16 protein-coding genes and 1 tRNA gene are annotated in these 18,371 nt (G+C 55.5%); 6 read left to right on the top strand and 11 right to left on the bottom strand.

Annotation, left to right across the window (positions count from 1 at the left end):
* The first annotated feature begins 147 nt into the window (after positions 1–147).
* Complete coding sequence (mqo, locus tag BFV63_RS14925; RefSeq protein WP_069597561.1) at positions 148–1,797, top strand: malate dehydrogenase (quinone); 1,650 nt, start codon at positions 148–150, stop codon at positions 1,795–1,797.
* Positions 1,798–1,931: 134 nt separating this feature from the next.
* Here the strand turns inward: mqo and eco are convergent, their stop codons facing one another.
* Complete coding sequence (eco, locus tag BFV63_RS14920; protein WP_047653827.1) at positions 1,932–2,441, bottom strand: serine protease inhibitor ecotin; 510 nt, start codon at positions 2,439–2,441, stop codon at positions 1,932–1,934.
* Between the two features lie 202 nt (positions 2,442–2,643).
* On the opposite strand from eco, the gene BFV63_RS14915 reads away from it, so the two are divergent.
* Positions 2,644–2,904 (top strand): DUF2534 family protein, encoded by a 261-nt coding sequence (locus tag BFV63_RS14915; protein ID WP_006811332.1) that lies wholly within the window; start codon positions 2,644–2,646, stop codon positions 2,902–2,904.
* Positions 2,905–2,970: 66 nt separating this feature from the next.
* Here the strand turns inward: BFV63_RS14915 and BFV63_RS14910 are convergent.
* The 3 genes from BFV63_RS14910 to BFV63_RS14900 all read right to left on the bottom strand — a co-directional run bounded on the left by BFV63_RS14910 (position 2,971) and on the right by BFV63_RS14900 (position 5,128).
* Positions 2,971–3,047, bottom strand: a tRNA-Pro gene (locus tag BFV63_RS14910).
* Positions 3,048–3,120: 73 nt separating this feature from the next.
* Positions 3,121–4,881: an LPS biosynthesis-modulating metalloenzyme YejM gene (gene yejM / locus BFV63_RS14905; protein WP_003859380.1), complete on the bottom strand. Its 1,761-nt coding sequence runs from the start codon at positions 4,879–4,881 to the stop codon at positions 3,121–3,123.
* Positions 4,882–4,900: 19 nt separating this feature from the next.
* Positions 4,901–5,128 carry a YejL family protein gene (locus BFV63_RS14900; RefSeq protein WP_001135586.1) on the bottom strand — a complete coding sequence of 76 codons (228 nt, stop codon included), beginning with the start codon at positions 5,126–5,128 and terminating at the stop codon, positions 4,901–4,903.
* Between the two features lie 134 nt (positions 5,129–5,262).
* On the opposite strand from BFV63_RS14900, the gene yejK reads away from it, so the two are divergent.
* Positions 5,263–6,270 carry a nucleoid-associated protein YejK gene (gene yejK / locus BFV63_RS14895; RefSeq protein ID WP_017383403.1) on the top strand — a complete coding sequence of 336 codons (1,008 nt, stop codon included), beginning with the start codon at positions 5,263–5,265 and terminating at the stop codon, positions 6,268–6,270.
* Between the two features lie 51 nt (positions 6,271–6,321).
* Here the strand turns inward: yejK and rplY are convergent, their stop codons facing one another.
* Together rplY and BFV63_RS14885 are read right to left on the bottom strand one after the other, a co-directional pair.
* Complete coding sequence (gene rplY / locus BFV63_RS14890; protein WP_003859376.1) at positions 6,322–6,606, bottom strand: 50S ribosomal protein L25; 285 nt, start codon at positions 6,604–6,606, stop codon at positions 6,322–6,324.
* Between the two features lie 125 nt (positions 6,607–6,731).
* A complete protein-coding gene (locus tag BFV63_RS14885; RefSeq protein ID WP_022651520.1) occupies positions 6,732–8,492 on the bottom strand; it encodes a DNA repair helicase RadD in 1,761 nt (586 codons plus the stop codon).
* Between the two features lie 151 nt (positions 8,493–8,643).
* On the opposite strand from BFV63_RS14885, the gene rsuA reads away from it, so the two are divergent.
* The 3 genes from rsuA to BFV63_RS14870 all read left to right on the top strand — a co-directional run bounded on the left by rsuA (position 8,644) and on the right by BFV63_RS14870 (position 11,187).
* A complete protein-coding gene (rsuA, locus tag BFV63_RS14880; RefSeq protein WP_045896180.1) occupies positions 8,644–9,351 on the top strand; it encodes a 16S rRNA pseudouridine(516) synthase RsuA in 708 nt (235 codons plus the stop codon).
* A 15-nt stretch (positions 9,352–9,366) separates the two neighbouring features.
* Positions 9,367–10,566 (top strand): Bcr/CflA family multidrug efflux MFS transporter, encoded by a 1,200-nt coding sequence (locus tag BFV63_RS14875; RefSeq protein WP_003859373.1) that lies wholly within the window; start codon positions 9,367–9,369, stop codon positions 10,564–10,566.
* 276 nt (positions 10,567–10,842) lie between these two features.
* Positions 10,843–11,187, top strand: a complete 345-nt coding sequence (locus BFV63_RS14870; RefSeq protein WP_003859372.1) for a YejG family protein — start codon at positions 10,843–10,845, stop codon at positions 11,185–11,187.
* 3 nt (positions 11,188–11,190) lie between these two features.
* On the opposite strand, the gene yejF is transcribed toward BFV63_RS14870, so the two are convergent.
* From yejF to BFV63_RS14845, 5 genes are all read right to left on the bottom strand, one after another.
* On the bottom strand, positions 11,191–12,780 hold the full coding sequence (gene yejF / locus BFV63_RS14865; RefSeq protein WP_023314556.1) for a microcin C ABC transporter ATP-binding protein YejF: 1,590 nt from the start codon (positions 12,778–12,780) through the stop codon (positions 11,191–11,193).
* Between the two features lies 1 nt (position 12,781).
* A complete protein-coding gene (locus BFV63_RS14860) occupies positions 12,782–13,807 on the bottom strand; it encodes an ABC transporter permease (protein ID WP_023314555.1) in 1,026 nt (341 codons plus the stop codon).
* Positions 13,807–14,901 carry a microcin C ABC transporter permease YejB gene (locus BFV63_RS14855; protein WP_003859369.1) on the bottom strand — a complete coding sequence of 365 codons (1,095 nt, stop codon included), beginning with the start codon at positions 14,899–14,901 and terminating at the stop codon, positions 13,807–13,809. The genes BFV63_RS14860 and BFV63_RS14855 overlap by 1 nt, the downstream gene beginning before the upstream one ends.
* 9 nt (positions 14,902–14,910) lie before the next feature.
* Positions 14,911–16,716 carry an extracellular solute-binding protein gene (locus BFV63_RS14850; protein ID WP_048240458.1) on the bottom strand — a complete coding sequence of 602 codons (1,806 nt, stop codon included), beginning with the start codon at positions 16,714–16,716 and terminating at the stop codon, positions 14,911–14,913.
* 75 nt (positions 16,717–16,791) lie between these two features.
* Positions 16,792–18,345 (bottom strand): cyclic di-3',5'-guanosine monophosphate phosphodiesterase PdeN, encoded by a 1,554-nt coding sequence (locus BFV63_RS14845; RefSeq protein WP_048240459.1) that lies wholly within the window; start codon positions 18,343–18,345, stop codon positions 16,792–16,794.
* Positions 18,346–18,371: the final 26 nt, after the last annotated feature.

Genomic DNA, 18,371 nt, shown 5'->3' with positions numbered 1-18,371 from the left:
AACCCTACAAACAATCCATCATTAAATTTCACAATTACAATAATTTCGTAACCTTTAAACAATATTTAAAAGTTGCTACCGTGCCACCGCAGCGTGTTTCACCTGTAATTTCCACGCATCAAGCACTATTCAACTAAGGCATAAATGATGAAAAAAATGACTGCCGTGCTCTTTTCTCTGGCCGTGGGGCTGAACGCCGTCTCGCTGGCGGCGAAGGCTTACGCACCAAAAGAGCAGGAAACGGATGTCCTTTTAATTGGTGGCGGCATCATGAGCGCCACGCTGGGAACGTATCTTCAGGAATTAGAGCCGAACTGGTCCATGACCATGGTCGAGCGCCTCGATGGCGTGGCACAGGAAAGCTCTAACGGCTGGAACAACGCCGGGACGGGGCACTCGGCACTCATGGAACTGAACTATACGCCGCAGAAAAAGGACGGTTCCATTAGTATCGAGAAGGCGGTAGAGATCAACGAAGCGTTCCAGATCTCACGTCAGTTCTGGTCTCACCAGGTGAACAGCGGTGTGTTGCACAATCCGCACTCCTTCATCAACACCGTACCGCACATGAGCTTTGTGTGGGGCGATCAAAACGTCAACTTCCTGCGCGCGCGCTACGCTGCCCTGCAACAGAGCACGCTTTTCCGCGGGATGAAATACTCTGAAGATCACGCTCAAATCAAAGAGTGGGCGCCGCTGGTCATGGAAGGCCGCGATCCGAACCAGAAAGTGGCGGCGACCCGCACTGAAATTGGTACTGACGTTAACTACGGTGAAATCACCCGTCAGCTGGTGGCCTCTCTGAAGAAAAAAGAGAACTTTAACCTGCAACTCAGCTCCGAAGTGCGTGGTTTCAAGCGCAATGCGGATAACAGCTGGAGCGTGACCGTTGCCGATCTGAAAAACAACGAAGCCGAGCATGTGATTAAGGCGAAGTTCGTGTTTATCGGTGCGGGCGGCGCGGCGCTGAAACTGTTGCAGGAGTCCGGTATTCCGGAAGCGGACGACTACGCGGGCTTCCCGGTTGGCGGCCAGTTCCTGGTGTCGGAAAACCCGGAAGTGGTTAACCGTCATCTGGCGAAAGTGTACGGTCAGGCCTCTGTGGGCGCACCACCGATGTCCGTTCCGCATATCGACACCCGCATGCTGGACGGTAAGCGTGTAGTGCTGTTCGGGCCGTTCGCCACATTCTCCACCAAGTTCCTGAAAAACGGTTCCCTGTGGGATCTGTTGAGCGCGACCACAACGTCAAACGTCAAGCCAATGATGGACGTGGGGCTGGATAACTTCGATCTGGTGAAATACCTGATTAGCCAGGTGATGCTCTCTGATGAAGAACGCTTCGAGGCGCTGAAAGAGTACTATCCGCAGGCGAAGAAAGAAGACTGGCGTCTGTGGCAGGCAGGTCAGCGTGTGCAGATCATCAAACGCGATCCGAAAGAGGGCGGCGTGCTGCGTCTGGGTACCGAAGTGGTAAGCGATAAGGATGGCACCATTGCCGCGCTGCTGGGGGCATCTCCGGGGGCGTCTACCGCTGCGCCAATCATGCTGCACCTGATGGAAAAAGTGTTTAAAGACAAAGTATCCAGCCCGGAATGGCAGGCGAAGCTGAAAACCATTATTCCATCCTACGGTACGAAGCTGAACGGTAACGTTGAGGCCACGGAACAAGAGCTGGAATACACCAGCCGCGTTCTGCAACTGCAATACGTCAAACCGCAGGCTGCGGATGCTGCGCCAAAGGCAGAGCTGAAGCCTCAGGCGGAAAGCAAGCCGGTAGCGGATATCGCGCTGTAAGGTAAACGCAAAACGGTAACATCCGTTACCGTTTTTAGTGTTTTCACCCTCTCCCGGTGGGAGAGGGTTGGGGTGAGGGCGCCAGAACGCACCCTTTCCAGGTCGGGTAAGCGTGAGCGCCACCCGACTTATTTTTAACGAACTACCGCTTGTCCTACCGTCTCATCCGCCTTCCATACGCGATATTTCACATCCACGTTTTCCGGCGTATATACGACGATCGGCAGCTTGCTGTTATAGCGCAGCAGACTGTTATCGCCCAGATACGCGGTAATAAATTTCTTCTCTTTCTTGCCGTCCGGGCACGCCATCATGGTGGAGACTGGCGAGGTTACTTTGTCGAAGACATAGTAGTCATAGCCCCAGCCTTCCAGCGTTTTGCTTTCCAGCTGGCCGCCCAGGCGATGCTGGTTGCAGTCCACTTCCAGCGTCTGGCCGATTAACAGCTCAACTTTGAAATTTGCTTCATCCTGCTGAGCCGGGAGCTGAATAACCTGGCGCTTCATCCCTTTGTCCGCTTGCGGATACGGAGCAACTTTTTCCAGCGGCTGCTCTTTCTGGGTTTCGCTGGCGAAAGCACTGCTGCTGGCGCACGCAGCGGCGATGAGGGCGATGGCAAATTTAGGTGCGTTTTTCACTATCATTCCTTTTTGTTAAAACGATCCTGGAAAGACTAACATAATATACGTGAATGGTTGGCGTAATTTACTCACATTTTCATTTTAAACGGAGTAATGCACTGCTTTTGTGTTCTTTTATTGGTGTTTAATGCTGTAGTGGAGTCGGTGCGGCGATCGTGTTATTTTACGCGTTAATTATTGTTATTTATCTGTAAAGGGAGGAGAGATGGTACGGGAAAAACTGAAGACACCTGAAGGCCGCAAGTTCCTGCTGGCGTTACTGGTTGTGTTTATGATTGCTGCTGCATGCGTGGGGCGAGCAACCATTGTCGGTGTGATTGAGCAGTACAACATCCCGCTCTCTGCCTGGACAACCAGCATGTTTGTCCTGCAATCGGCGATGATCTTTGTTTACAGCCTGGTGTTCACCGTGCTGCTGGCGATTCCGCTGGGGATTTTCTTTCTCGGTGGGCGTGAAAAACACTAAGCATTGCGCATGCGGAGACAGGCAATAAAAAACCAGCCATAAGCGGCTGGTTTTTTTGTGTAGTTTTGGTCGGCACGAGAGGATTTGAACCTCCGACCCCCGACACCCCATGACGGTGCGCTACCAGGCTGCGCTACGTGCCGACGCATAAAAGGAATACTACTCTATTCCTTTTTGAATGCAAGGGGCAAGCAACGCTAACTGATTCATAAATAATCAGTTAGCGATAAAGCGCTTCTCGTCTGTCAGCACCTGCAACAGCAAACTGAGCTGCGGTTTCTGGTCTTTCAGCTTCTCACCTTCGAGGCTATACGTCTGGTAATTGCCGTTGCTGTTCAACACCAGGGACAACGTCGGTGTGGTCACCACCAGCGTGTTTCCGCCAGCAGCCGTGACCCAGTTATGACGCCGCGTGGCGCTAAAGAGGTCTTGGCCCTGCGAGTACTCAATTGCCGGTGTGCTGACGTGCAGCAGCCGCTGCATTAACGTGGTCATGACGTCTTTATGGTCGGTCAGCATGTTGATGCGCTGCGCGGGAGTGCCCGGCCAGTGGATCACCAGGGGAACATGCAGGTTCGGACGCGACCACTCCATGCCCTTCGCCTCGTCGCCGAGCGGCACGCCATGCCCCGCCGTGATAATCACGACCGTATTATCCAGCTTGCCCGCGTCGCGCAGGGCGGTCAGCACGCGGCCGATCTGCGCATCAACATCGCCCGCCGCACGGCTATAGCGGCGCGCGAAGCCTTTCTGATTGCTGTCATCAAGCGTTGTGCCGTTAAACGCAACCCAGGAGAACCAGCGGTTATCTTCCTGCGCATAGCGCTTCAGCCAGTCTATCCACTGGTCAGCGGTCCGATCGTCAGACTGGCTCTGCGCGGCGGGCAGTGAGAAATCAGACAGCAGCGCCTGGCGGTACAGCGAGCTGTTGAAACCATCAGAGGCGAACAGCCCCAGCTGGTAGCCCTGCTGATTAAGCCCGGTAATCAATGCCGCCGGAATACGGGCCGACAGCACGCCGTCCATATAGCTCGGTGAAATGCCATAGAACAGGCCGAAAATACCCGCGTCGGTCGAATTACCGGAGCTCATATGCTGAGTGAATACGATATTGTTCTCAGCGAATTCAGCCAGCGCTGGCATCTGCTTCTCATAGCGGGAATAGTTCAGGCCATCGACGGTAATCAGCAGCACGTTCTGACCGCGCCCCATGTCGCGATATTTCAGATCGCTCAGGGGATACTGCACGCTGACCGCTTCCGGATTACCCTGTTCGACCAGACGACGCTGATACTCCTGCGCGTCCAGCAGGCCGTGTTTTTCGAGGAAACGACGCGCCGTCATCGGATAGGAGAGCGGCAGGTTTGCGCGCTGCATGGTAATCGGGCGGTAGAAGTTCGCATCTGCCCAGATATACATCAGGTGCGAACCGATAAATGAGGCGAAAAAGAGCGCCGCGACGGGCTTCGCATAATGGCGGCGTCGGGTCAGACTGCGGAGTTTTTGCCAGCTCCACGTGGCGAACAGCATTTCGATCAGCAGGATAATCGGCACGCTGATAAACATCAGCTGCCAGTCGCGCGCGGTCTCGTTCTGATCCGGGTTAATCACCAGCTCCCAGACGACAGGATTCAGGTGCAGGTGGAATCGGGTAAAGACTTCGCTGTCGATCAGCAACAGCGTCATGCCCGCCGTTGCAAGAATGGCAGACAGGAAGCGCATCAGCCGCTGCGACATGACGATAAACGTCAGTGGGAACAGGATCAGCAGATAGGTGGCGAAGACCAGAAAGCTAAAGTGACCCACAAGGCTCATCCACGAGTAGACGCGCCCGGTTAATGTGGTTGGCCAGTCCGCCACAAACAGATAACGGCAGCCGAGCACCATCGCCAACAGAATGTTGAACAGGGCAAACCAGTGCCCCCAGCTGACCATCTGGGAGACTTTTTCACGGTAGCGCTGACGATTCGTCACCATAAACTGTTGTTCGTTTCCCTTAGTGTGCCTGGTCGTCGCTAACGGAGGACTGCAAAGCCTGGGCGAAAGATTTGGCGATCGCCTGACGCTGAGCCGGAGCAACGCTGGTATTGATCAGGTTGGTAACCATATTTCCCAAAACCATCAGGGAGAGATCGGTTGGCGTTTTATGTTTTTCCAGTACGTTGACCAGCTCACTGAGCAGTTGTTCAACGTGTTCGTCACTGTAGCGGGAATGTTGTGGCATAAATCAAAATCAGTTTGTTGGGAGAAGGGCGACATATTACCGTAGCAACAGCTTTTTTTCCCCTTTTTTATCTTCTGTTGCACACATGCGTTGGTGGTGGTTGAATACCGCCCGGTCTAAAAGGAGAGTTTATCATGAGTCTGGAAATCAACCAGATTGCCTTGCACCAGCTTATCAAGCGTGATGAGCAAACCCTTGAAGTGGTGCTGCGCGATTCGTTACTGGAACCAACGCCTACCGTTGTCGAGATGATGGCGGAGTTGCATCGCGTCTACAGCGCGAAAAATAAAGCCTATGGCTTGTTCAGCGAAGAGAGCGAACTGGCGGATAGCCTGCGCCTGCAACGTCAGGGCGAAGAGGATTTCCTGGCATTCAGCCGCGCTGCTACTGGCCGTCTGCGTGACGAGCTGGCGAAATATCCCTTCGCCGATGGCGGTATCGTCCTGTTCTGCCACTACCGCTATCTGGCGGTAGAGTATCTCCTGGTCACCGTGCTGAATAACTTAAGCAGCATGCGCGTGAACGAGCAGCTGGATATCAGCTCAACGCACTACCTGGATATCAACCATGCGGATATTGTGGCGCGTATCGATTTAACCGAATGGGAAACCAACCCGGAATCGACGCGCTACCTGACCTTCCTTAAAGGTCGCGTGGGCCGCAAAGTGGCCGATTTCTTTATGGACTTCCTCGGTGCCAGCGAAGGGCTGAATGCCAAAGCGCAGAACAAAGGTCTCCTCCAGGCGGTGGATGACTTTACGGCTGAGGCGCAGCTTGATAAATCTGAGCGTCAAAACGTGCGTCAGCAGGTTTACAGCTACTGCAACGAGCAGTTACAGGCCGGGGAAGAGATTGAGCTGGAGTCGCTGTCCAAAGAGCTGGCAGGCGTCAGCGAAGTCAGCTTCCAGGAATTTACCGCGGAAAAAGGCTATGAGCTGGAAGAGAGCTTCCCGGCGGATCGCAGTACGCTGCGTCAGCTGACGAAATTTGCCGGTAGCGGCGGTGGGTTAACCATTAACTTTGATGCCATGCTGCTCGGGGAACGTATCTTCTGGGACCCGGCCACCGACACGCTGACCATTAAAGGCACGCCGCCGAATCTGCGCGACCAGCTTCAGCGTCGCACCTCAGGCGGTAAGTAACAGCCATAAAAAAACCCCGCAAACGCGGGGTTTTTCTCGACAGGTTTGCGATTACGCGCGAACGAAGTCGATGTGAGTCAGTTTTGGCTTGAACGCGTGACGCTGAACAGCCTGAACTTTCACTTTTTCTTCTTTACCGCCAACAACGATGGTCAGAACTTCGCTGTAGAACTCAGCTTTGGTCTGCATGTTCCATACTTTGTCGTGATCCAGTTCAATAGCAACTGGAGCAGCTTCGCCACCGTAAACGATAGCCGGGAACTTGTTTGCGGTACGCAGGCGGCGGCTCGCACCCTTACCCTGCACGTTACGTACTTCTGCTTCGATAGTGAACATTGATTTCTCTCTGTATTTAAAACCCTACTACAGGCGACCCAGCAGCAGGTGCGTGTTCTGCCTCACGGATGTGAAGCGGGCGGCATTTTATACTCAAATGGCTCGCGCATCAACGAAAAGTCCCGTTAACCGCGCAATTCGTTTGCCCGGCGAAAGCGTCCTTCATAGTCAAAGACCTTCTCACGTACCTGCCAGAACTGCCCTTTTTTGCGGGCGACAACAAAATCAGGATGCCGCAGCAACGCCTGCTGGCGCACGATATCGGCAACGGTTAGCCAGCGCAGCGGTACGCCAGGCGTGCGGGTATGCGGGCGGATAAAGAGCTGCTCGAACGCGGTGCGCTGGGCGGACGTCTGGACCCGGAACCGCTCGCTGACGTCTGCGCCATCCTCGTCGTAATAGGTGATTTTTAGCCACTCGCCTTTTTCATCCGCGCCGGGTTGTAAGGCCATGCCGGAACAGCGCAGCACCAGCGCATCCTTTAGTTTCAGCGCTGCTTTCAGCATGTCGTCCGGGTCGACTAGGACCGTGTCGCACTCCCGACAGCGGCGGGCGGCAATGTCGTTTTCAGCGTTGCACTGCGGGCAGTTTTTGAAGCGGAAGCGGAAATCACACTGTTCGCGATGGCCTTCATCGTCTTCAAACCAGCCCTGACAGCGGCGGCCAAAATGTTCAATCAGCGTGCCGTCGGCGGTGGTTTTCCCCCAGAAGGTGTTGGCAAACCCGCAGGCAGGGCAAAAAACCTGAACGGGAACGTTGTCGCTCTTGCCTTTTGGCGTGCCTACTTCTGGCGAATAGAGATCGTGCGGGTTACCGGCGTAATCAAGGATCAGACAGTCGGTTTTGCCCGGCGCCAGACGCAGCCCGCGGCCAACAATCTGCTGATACAGGCTGACGGATTCCGTCGGGCGAAGAATCGCAATCAGGTCGACGTGCGGGGCGTCAAAGCCGGTGGTTAGTACGGAGACATTCACCAGATAGCGGAACCGCTGAGCTTTGAAGTCCTCGATCAGGCTGTCGCGCTCCGGGCCGGGGGTTTCACCGGTAATTAACGCCGCGTCGTCGGCGGGCAGCAGCCCCGTAATTTCGCGCGCGTGTTCGACAGTGGCAGCAAAAATCATCACCCCTTTGCGCGTTTGTGCGAACTCTTCAATCTGGCTGATGATATGCGGCGTGATCCGCTTCTGTTTTTTCAGCTCATGGTTAAGATCTGCCTCGCTGAACAGCCCGTTGCTCTGCGCCTGTAAGCGGCTGAAATCGTACTGCACGACGGGCATATCCAGCCGCTCCGGCGGCGTCAGGTAGCCGTGCTTGATCATGTAGCGCAGCGGAAGCTCATAGATACAGTCGCGGAACAGGGCCTTTTCATCGCCACGCACCATGCCGTGATAATGAAACTGATAAATCCAGCCCTTGCCCAGACGAAACGGCGTGGCGGTGAGGCCAAGCAGACGGAGGTGAGGATTCACCTTTTTCAGATGAGTGAGGATTTGCTGATACTGGCTGTCGTCGTCATCGCTGATGCGATGACACTCATCGACAATCAGCAGGGAAAACTCGCTGCGAAACAGTTCCAGGTTGCGCGCAACGGATTGTACGCTGCCAAACACCACTTTTCCGTGGCTCTCTTTGCGCTTCAGTCCGGCGGCAAAAATGTCGGCCTCCAGGCCGAGCGCGCAATATTTGGCGTGGTTTTGCGCCACCAGCTCTTTGACGTGCGCCAGCACCAGCACGCGTCCGCGGGCCAGGCGCGCCAGTTCGGCAATCACCAGGCTTTTGCCGGCTCCGGTCGGGAGTACGATGGCGGCGGGCTCCCGATGCTTGCGAAACCAGGCGAGGGTGGCATCAACGGCTTCCTGCTGATAGGGGCGTAATGTGAACGTCATGGCTTCTCTATTCAGTTAACTCGCATATAGTATGCCACGAAACTTTTTCCCTTGAGTGGCGCAACCAGACCATTATACTGAACTGTTTCTGACTGCTTCTTTTTCGGACGCGTAGTCCGACTTCCAGCACCATTAAGGCTAAAAAGATTTCATGCGACTTGATAAGTTTATCGCTCAGCAACTCGGCGTAAGCCGCGCTATTGCCGGGCGTGAAATTCGCGCCAGCCGCGTAACCGTGGACGGCGACATTGTGAAAGACAGCGCTTTTAAACTCCAGCCTGAGCACCAGGTGGAGTATGACGGCAACCCGCTGACCCAGCAGAATGGCCCGCGCTACTTCATGCTCAACAAACCGGAAGGTTACGTCTGTTCAACGGACGATCCGGATCACCCGACGGTGCTCTACTTCCTCGACGAACCTGTGGCGCACAAGCTGCATGCGGCAGGGCGACTGGATATCGATACCACCGGCCTGGTGCTGATGACCGATGACGGCCAGTGGTCGCATCGCATCACCTCCCCGCGCCATCACTGTGAGAAAACCTATCGGGTGACGCTTGAGTCTCCGGTCTCGGATGACACGGCAGAGCAGTTCGCAAAAGGCGTTCAGCTGCATAATGAAAAAGATCTGACCAAACCGGCGGTGCTGGAAATCATCACTCCAACCGACGTGCGCCTGACCATCAGTGAAGGCCGCTATCACCAGGTGAAACGGATGTTTGCCGCCGTGGGCAACCACGTTGTGGGGCTGCATCGTGAACGTATCGGCGCGATTGCACTCGATCCAGACCTGGCGCCAGGGGAATATCGCCCGCTGACGGAAGAAGAGATTGCCAGCGTCGGGCTGCCTTCACGCTAAATTCAGGAGAACCCTGTGACCACCAGGCCACACTCGTCGTTTAAAATCGTATTTATCCTTGGCCTGTTGGCCATGCTGATGCCGCTGTCTATCGATATGTATCTGCCCGCGCTGCCGGTGATTTCCGCGCAGTTTGGCGTACCGGCAGGCAGCGCACAGATGACGCTCAGCACCTACATTCTTGGTTTTGCGCTCGGCCAGCTCTTTTATGGCCCAATGGCAGACAGCCTGGGGCGTAAACCAGTTATTCTGGGGGGGACATTGATATTTGCCGCGGCGGCGGTGGCCTGCGCGCTGGCGCAGAGTATCGATCAGCTGATTGTGATGCGTTTCTTCCATGGCCTGGCGGCGGCTGCGGCAAGCGTGGTAATTAACGCGCTGATGCGCGACGTCTACCCGAAGGAAGAGTTCTCACGCATGATGTCGTTCGTCATGCTGGTCACGACAATTGCGCCGCTGGTCGCCCCCATGGTGGGCGGGGCGGTGCTGGTTTGGTTCAGCTGGCATGCGATTTTCTGGATCCTGGCGATTGCCGCGCTGCTGGCCTCGGTGATGATCTTCGTCTTTATCGATGAAACGCTGCCGGTCGAGCGACGTCAGAAGTTCCACGTTCGCACCACGCTTGGCAACTTTGCCTCGCTGTTTCGCCATAAGCGTGTGCTCAGTTATATGCTTGCCAGCGGCTTCAGCTTTGCCGGAATGTTCTCGTTCCTGAGCGCGGGGCCGTTTGTGTACATCGAACTGAACCATGTGTCACCCCAGCATTTTGGTTACTACTTCGCGCTGAATATTGTGTTCCTGTTTGTGATGACCATTATCAACAGCCGCTTTGTCCGGCGGGTTGGGGCGCTGAATATGTTCCGCGCCGGGCTGTGGATCCAGTTCGTGATGGCTATCTGGCTGGTATTGAGCGCGTTGCTGGGCGTCGGTTTCTGGGCGCTGGTGGTGGGCGTGGCGGCGTTTGTCGGCTGCGTGTCGATGGTTTCATCCAACGCGATGGCGGTGATCCTCGACGAATTCCCGCATATGGCGGGTACCGCCTCGTCGCTGGCAGGAACGTTCCGTTTCGGGATTGGCGCGATAGTCGGGGCGCTGCTCTCGACGGCGACGTTTAATACCGCCTGGCCGATGCTGTGGGCGATTGCCCTCTGCGCGACCTGCTCCATTCTTTTTTATCTTTACGCCAGCCGGCCGCGAAAGACGGCGCATAAATGACCACTTAAGGCCCGATACGGGCCTTTTTGTTGACCCATATCAACCAACCCTACGTTCGTTTACCCTGTGTTTGTTTCTTTTATGTAAAATCTATTTATGTAAAAAGTCACATCATTGTATTTAAAAAGGTTGAGTTAGATCGCAGAAACGGGTACATATAGCGCCGACGCGAGCCTGCAACGCCTATAAAATCCGCTAAACAGTGCAGGTTGTCGATGATGTGTTACTATAAATGTAAATAAATTGTGAAGTAAATTTGCTTCCGGGGATCTGAACGTGAATACATTACAACTCTCCATTGTCCATCGCTTGCCCCAGAGCTATCGCTGGTCGACGGGTTTTGCAGGTTCGAAAGTTGAACCGATTCCGCAAAGCGTTGCCGGGGAGGATAATTGCCTGGTGGCGCTCAAACTGCTCAGCCCGAGCGATGAAAATGCGTGGCCGGTTATGGAACGTCTCAGCCAGGCGCTGACGGACATCGAAGTGGACAGCTCCGTGCTGGAATGCGAAGGTGAGCCGTGCCTGTTTGTTAACAGCCAGGATGAGTTTGCCGCCACCTGTCGTCTGAAAAACTTCGGCGTGGCCATTGCCGAGCCGTTCTCCGGTCAATACCCTTTCTGAGTGCTAGTCAGCGGACAATAGCTGGCGCGTGTAATCCTGCGTCGGCGCGGTGAATACGCGCTGGCACTCTCCCTGCTCCACGACTTCTCCCTGCCGCAATACCACCACCTGATGGCAAAGCGCACGCACCACCTGTAAATCGTGGCTGATAAAGATATAGGCCAGCCGATGCTTTTCCTGTAGCCCCTTCAGCAGCGCCAGAATTTGCGCCTGCACGGTGCGGTCCAGGGAAGAGGTTGGCTCGTCCAGCACGATCAGCTCCGGTTTCAGGATCAGCGCGCGGGCAATCGCTATACGCTGGCGCTGTCCGCCAGAAAACTCAGCCGGATACCGGTGCCGGGTCTCGGGATCTAAACCCACTTCCTCCATCACCCGCTTCACGTCGATTTCACGCTGTTGCGCCGTCATTGTCGGCTGGTGGACGCGCAGGCCCTCTTCAATAATCTGTAATACGCTCAGGCGCGGGTTAAGCGAAGAGTTTGGATCCTGAAATACCACCTGCATCCGCGGGCGGACAGGAAGCATCATCCGGCGATTCAGGTTTTGCAGCGGCATGCCGTCAAAGACAATGCTTCCCTGAGAGGCGATCAGGCGCAGCAGCGCCAGGCCGGTGGTGCTTTTGCCCGAGCCGGATTCGCCCACAAGCCCAAGCGACTCACCCGGACGCAGAGCGAAACTCATGTCTTTCAGGACATGATTGTGATCGACCACGCGACGGAGAATGCCTTTGCGGATCGGGAATGACACCGACAGCCCCTCAACGCTCAGCAACGGCGCGCAGTCAGCGTTAAGCGGAACCGGGTCGCCAGCGGGTTCGCTATCGAGCAGGCGCTGTGTATACGGGTGCTGAGGCGCGCTCAGCAGGGCGGATGCCCGGTTCTGTTCCACGCAGCGGCCGTTTTGCATCACGGCCACCGTGTCAGCAAGCTTTTTCACGATGCTCAGGTTGTGCGTAATGAACAACAGGCTCATGTTCAGCTCGTCGCGAAGCTCGCGCAGCAGTTGCAGAATTTGCGCCTGCACCGTGACGTCCAGCGCGGTGGTGGGTTCATCGGCAATCAGCAGTTCGGGGCGTGTGAGCAGGGCCATTGCGATCATCACGCGCTGGCGCTCGCCGCCGGAAAGCTGGTGCGGGAAATCGTTCAGCCGTTTCGCCGCATGACGAATACCGGTGCGTTCAAGGCAGTCCAGAATTTCACCCCGCGCTGCCTCTTTACGCATTCCCCGATGAAGGGACAGCACTTCATAGAGCTGTTTTTCCAGCGTATGCAGAGGGTTGAGCGACACCATCGGCTCCTGAAAAATCATGGCGATCTTATTGCCACGAATGCCGCGCAGGGTTTGCTCGTCAGCGTTCAGCAGCGATTGTCCATGGAACAGAATATCCCCCTGCGGATAGCTGACCGGCGGGGAGGGGAGCAGGCGCAGCACCGAAAGTGCCGAGACGCTTTTACCGGAACCGGATTCCCCGACCAGCGCCAGCGTCTCTCCGCGCTGGATCTGCAACGATAAATCCGTCACTACCGTGCGTGATTCGCCCTGCTTTGAAAACGCAATCGACAGGTTTTCTATGCTCAGAAGAGGCCGGGTCATGTCATACCGCCTTGTTGGGATCGAAGGCATCGCGCACGGCTTCGCCAATAAAAATCAGCAGGGAAAGCAGCACCGCCACGGAGAGGAATGCGGTGATGCCCAGCCAGGGGGCCTGGAGATTGTTTTTGCCCTGCAACAGCAGTTCGCCAAGGGACGGTGAGCCCAGTGGCAAACCGAAACCAAGAAAATCAAGCGACGTCAGGGTGGTAATGGAGCTGCACAAAATAAACGGCAGGAAGGTGAGGGTCGCCACCACCGCATTGGGAAGCATGTGGCGGAAGATAATTGCGCGATCGCTCACGCCTAACGCTTGCGCGGCGCGAATATAGTCGTAATTCCGCGTGCGCAGAAACTCCGCGCGCACCACGCCGACCAGCGCCATCCAGCCGAACAGGACGGTGATCCCGAGCAGCCACCAGAAGCCAGGCTGTACCACACTGGACAGCAGGATAATCAGAAACAGCGTTGGCATACCGGACCAGACTTCAATCACGCGCTGTCCCCATAAATCTATTTTACCCCCGTAATAGCCTTGCACGGCGCCCGCCACAACGCCCATTACGCTGCTAAAGAGCGTCAGCATCAGCCCAAACAGGAGCGAGATGCGGGTGCCATAGAGGATACGCGCCAGCACATCGCCGCCGTTGGCGTCCGTTCCCAGCCAGTTTTGCGCGGAAGGCGGCGAAGGGAAGGGGGTAGACGTGGCGAAGTTAATACTGTTCGCGCCAAAACGAATCGGTGCCCAGATAGCCCAGCCGTGCTGCGCTATCTGCTCACGTAACCAGGGATCCTGGTACTCGGCTGGCGTCGCAAATGGGCCGCCAAAATCGCTTTCGCTATAGGTAGTAAGCACCGGTACATACCAGCGGTCTTTGAAATGCACCAGCAGGGGTTTATCGTTGGCAATCAGTTCCGAACACATACTTAAAGCGAACAGGACGGCGAAGATCCACAGCGACCAGTAGCCGCGACGGTTGTGGCGAAAGCGCGCCCAGCGGGCCTGATTGACGGGGCTTAAACGCGACATCAGCGGCCCTCAAAATCGATACGGGGATCGACCAGCGTATAGCTGATATCGCTGATGATGTTCAGCAGCAGGCCGATCAGGGTGAAAATGTAGAGTGTGCCAAACATCACCGGATAATCACGGGAGACGGTGGCCTCATAGCCCAGCAGCCCTAATCCGTTGAGCGAGAACATCACTTCTATCAGCAACGAGCCGGTAAAAAACATACTGATGAACGTGGCGGGGAAACCTGCAATCACCAGCAGCATGGCGTTACGAAAAACGTGCTTCCACATGATCTGCTTTTCACCGACGCCTTTGGCGCGCGCGGTGACGACGTACTGTTTGCGGATCTCATCAAGAAAGGCGTTTTTGGTCAGCATCGTAAGCGCCGCAAAACCGCCGATGACCGTCGCCAGCACCGGCAGCGTGATGTGCCAGAAGTAATCGGTGATTTTCTGATACCACGGCAGCGTGCTGAAATCCGCGGAGACCAGCCCACGCAGCGGGAAGAGGTCGAAATAACTGCCGCCTGCGAAAAACACAATCAACAGCACGGCAAACAGAAACGCCGGAATAGCGTAGCCGATGATAATAAACGTACTGCTCCAGATATCGAAACGGCTACCGTTGTAGACCGCTTTCCTTATCCCCAGCGGAATGGAGACCAGATAAATAATCAGCGTCCCCCACAGTCCGAGCGTGATGGAAACCGGCAGGCTTTGTTTGATCAGGGTTAACACCGAGGCGCTGCGAAACAGGCTGTCGCCAAAATCGAAACGGACATAATCCCATAGCATCCTGAAATAGCGCTCGTGCAGCGGCTTGTCAAAACCATAGCGATGGGTGATCTCGGCGATCACCTCCGGATCCAGTCCCCGACCGCCCCGGTAGTGGCTTTCGCTGATGTTGCCCACGCCCGTCCGGGCATGGCTGGCCCCCATTCCTTCGCCGCCGCCGCCCGGCATGCCGCCAGCGTGACCAAATTCTATTGCCGCAATCGCCTGGTCCACCGGACCGCCGGGGGCGATCTGGACGATAAAAAAGTTAATGGTAATGATGGCCCACAGCGTCGGGATCACTAACAGCAGCCGGCGGATAAGATAAGCGCCCATCGTCACTCCTTAACGCCGCTCTGCGGGCAATTTTGCGGCTTTATTCACGTCATACCACCAGGTGTCAAAGCCGAGGGTGTAAACCGGGCGAACGGCAGGCAGGGAGAATTTATCCCAGCGGGCCACGCGATCTTCGCCCATATACCACATCGGCAGCATGTAATAGTTCCAGGTTAATACCCGATCGAGCGCGCGGCCAAGCGGCAGAAGCTTGTTCTTATCGCCCTGAGCGGCCACAATTTTTGCAATCAGCGCATCAATCACCGGGCTCTTTACGCCCGGGGCGTTGTAGGAGGAGTCGATATACCCCGATGCCCAGGAGATTTGCAGATCTGAACTCGGCCACGGCTGGGCGGCCCACAGGGTCTGCATCATATCGTAATCGCGACTGCGCTTGCGGTTAGTCAACTGGGCCATATCGACCTGGCGGATATTCATAGTGACGCCAAGCCGGGCAAGGTTCTTCTTAAACGGCAGCACCCACTGATCGTTTGCGCCAGAGGCAATCAGCAGTTCGAAGCTGAGCGGTTTACCGGTTTGCGCATTAACCCGTTGCCGATTTTTCAGCACCCAGCCAGCGTCATCCAGCAGGTTGCTGGCTTTCAGCAGGTTGTCCCGGTCGAACCCGTTTCCGTCGGATTTGGGCGGTTCAAATATGCGGGTGAACACCTCCGGCGGTAGCTCCGCTTTCATTGGCGCCAGCAAAACCAGCTCGTCCGCGTGGGGATAATCACGGGCGGCATATTCAGTATTCTGGAAATAGCTGTTCGCCCGGCTGTAGGCTCCGTAAAACAGCGCTTTGTTCATCCATTCGAAATCAAACGCCAGGGTAATGGCTTCACGCACCCGACGATCGGAAAAAACCGGGCGCTGAATATTAAACGCCAGCCAGCGCGTGTCCTGCGCAGATTCGTTTTTGTGTTCGTCTTTAACGATATAGCCTTTCGCGAAATTTTTTCCGATATAGCGGGTCGCCCAGTTTTTGGCGCTGTTCTCGACACGTAAATCAAATGCGCCTGCCTTAAATGCCTCGAAGGCCACGTTATCATCCAGGTAGTAGTCGTAGCGGATTGTATCGAAGTTCCAGCGGCCCCGGTTTACCGGCAGCGTGGCTGCCCAGTAATCTTTCACACGGGAATAGATCACATACTGGCCCATTCGCCAGTCGGTAATGCGATACGGCCCTCCGGCCAGCGGCGGGGTAGAGAGGGGATCGCTCAGCTTATGGTTTTTCCAGAAGGATTCGGGCATGACGGGCAGGGAGAACAGGCTCAGCATATTCTCTTTGTTCGCCTCAGGGAGTTCGATTCGCACGGTCAGCGGGGCGATGGCTTTCACCGTGGTGCCCTTGTACACCAGACGAAACTGTGGCACGCCTTCGGTCATAAATTTATGAAAGGTGAACGCCACGTCGCGGGCGCTAACCGGCGTACCGTCGTGAAAACGCGCCCGCGGATTAATCGCGATTTCTGCCCAGCTGAAATCTTCGGCGTAACGTACGTTCTCGGCGACCAGGGGATAATAGCTGCCGGGCTCGTCGTCGGAGGTGACGAACAGCGTGTCATAGAGGGATTCGGTACGCGCTGCCGCTACGCCGCGCAGGGCAAAGCGGTTAAAGTTGTCAAATGTTCCCGTGGCGGAAAGCGTCACGTTTCCGCCTTTCGGGGCGGCTGGGTTGACATAATCGTAGTGGTTAAAGTTAACTGCGTACTTCGGCTCGCCAATGACGGCAAAGGCCGTGCTCTCTTTGATGGTCTGCGCCTGGCTCGACAGGCTCACCAGCGCCAACAGCGTCAACACAACGCGCATAATCATAGTGCGGCGGATCCCTTTGTTCACAGACAGGCTCGGTTGAACAGAATAATAAGGGACAGCGCCGTGATTGTGAAATTATTCCCCGAGCGTGATATCGGGTTGCCACGTCCTGAACAGCTCCAGCGGCATCGGGCGGCCAATCCAGTAGCCCTGAAGATAGTTTACGCCATGCTCGCGCAGCCACGCCGCCTGCTCGGGCGTTTCAACACCCTCGGCGACGGTTATCATATTCAGACGTTCTGCCAGCGTCAGCACCGCGTCAAGCACTGGCGAGGTGACGGTTTCAGTCCCGATGGCATTCACGAAGCCACGGTCAATTTTCAGGTAATCCATCGTGAAGCGTTCCAGATAGATCAGCGCGCTGTGGCCAGTGCCAAAATCATCGATAGCGATTTCAAAACCTTCATTGTGCAGCCATTCGAACAGCTGATTTGCCTCGCGGTGGTTAATCATGTCGCGCTCGGTTATTTCCAGCACAATCTGGAAGTGATCGGGCGGAAGGGCGGCGAGAAACGCGCGCATATCACCTTTAAAGCTTTCCGCATGCAGATGCCCGGGCGCGATGTTGATCCCAAACTTGGCCCCAGGCGGGAGCACCGTTTGCAGAACAGGGGCATCGCGGATAATCAGGTCAAAAAGATGCAGCGTCAGCGGGACAATCAGCTTCTGCGCTTCAGCGAAGTTAATAAAGGCATCCGGTGGAATTTCGCCCATCACCGGATGCTTCCAGCGCATCAGGACTTCCAGCCCGGTCATTCTGAGCGACTGCGCATCCACGACGGGTTGATAGACCACGTAAAACTGGTCGTGCTTGATGGCCGTGAGGATCTCTTTTCCCGGATTGAGACGGATAGTAAGAATATAGAAATTCAACAGGCCCGCCGCGATACCGCAGACCAGGCCGAAAAACACCGCGTAGAGCAGTTCATCGGTTGTCCAGGCTTGCGCATAAACGTTAACGGTCAATGGAATATTTTTCAGCGTGGCGCTACGGGCAGGGACGTCAGGCAAATCCCGCGCCTGGATCAGCATTCCGGACTGTGTAGATAACGCGGAATCGCCAATGACGATCGATATCCCGGCAAATTCATCCTGACGTGACGTATAGAGAAGATAAGGCGACAGGTTGAGGTTGACGGACGTAAACACGCCGCCGTCTTTCACCAGCGGATTGCGATACCAGATGGCGATCGCGGGCTTATCCGGCAGCATTGGCGTGCCCGGCAGGAGCGCGATATCAACAGGTTTGCTGATATGTAGCTGAGGGATAAGCTTTTCCATCGGGGTATTCATCGGGCCTGTTGCCGAGGAGCAGAAGGCCTGTTTATCCCTGACCAGCAAAAAGGCGCGCACGTTGATGCTAAAGGCCGCCCGGGAGGTCAGGGCGGCACTCACTTCCTCGCAGCTGTTCAGCGTGAGTGGCTGGAGCGTATCAATCGACATTTTGAGCTCATCGAAATAGCTCTCCATGTAAACGCTTAAATCGGTAATGAGAGTATCGAATCTGACGTCTCGCTTGTGATAACTCCAGTAAAACTGTAATGCTCCCAGAAGCAGGGCAGTGAATAACCCTGTAAGGAAACTGATAAACAGTATCTTGCGGTTGCTGGAGAAGTAGCGGGTTAACATAGATGTCGTGATTCCTGAAATGCCGC

It is taken from the genome of Enterobacter hormaechei subsp. xiangfangensis (genome assembly GCF_001729785.1).
GTDB classification, from domain to species: domain Bacteria; phylum Pseudomonadota; class Gammaproteobacteria; order Enterobacterales; family Enterobacteriaceae; genus Enterobacter; species Enterobacter hormaechei_C.
Note: the sequence above shows the minus strand (reverse complement) of the source record. Positions and strands in the feature narration are given on the sequence as shown.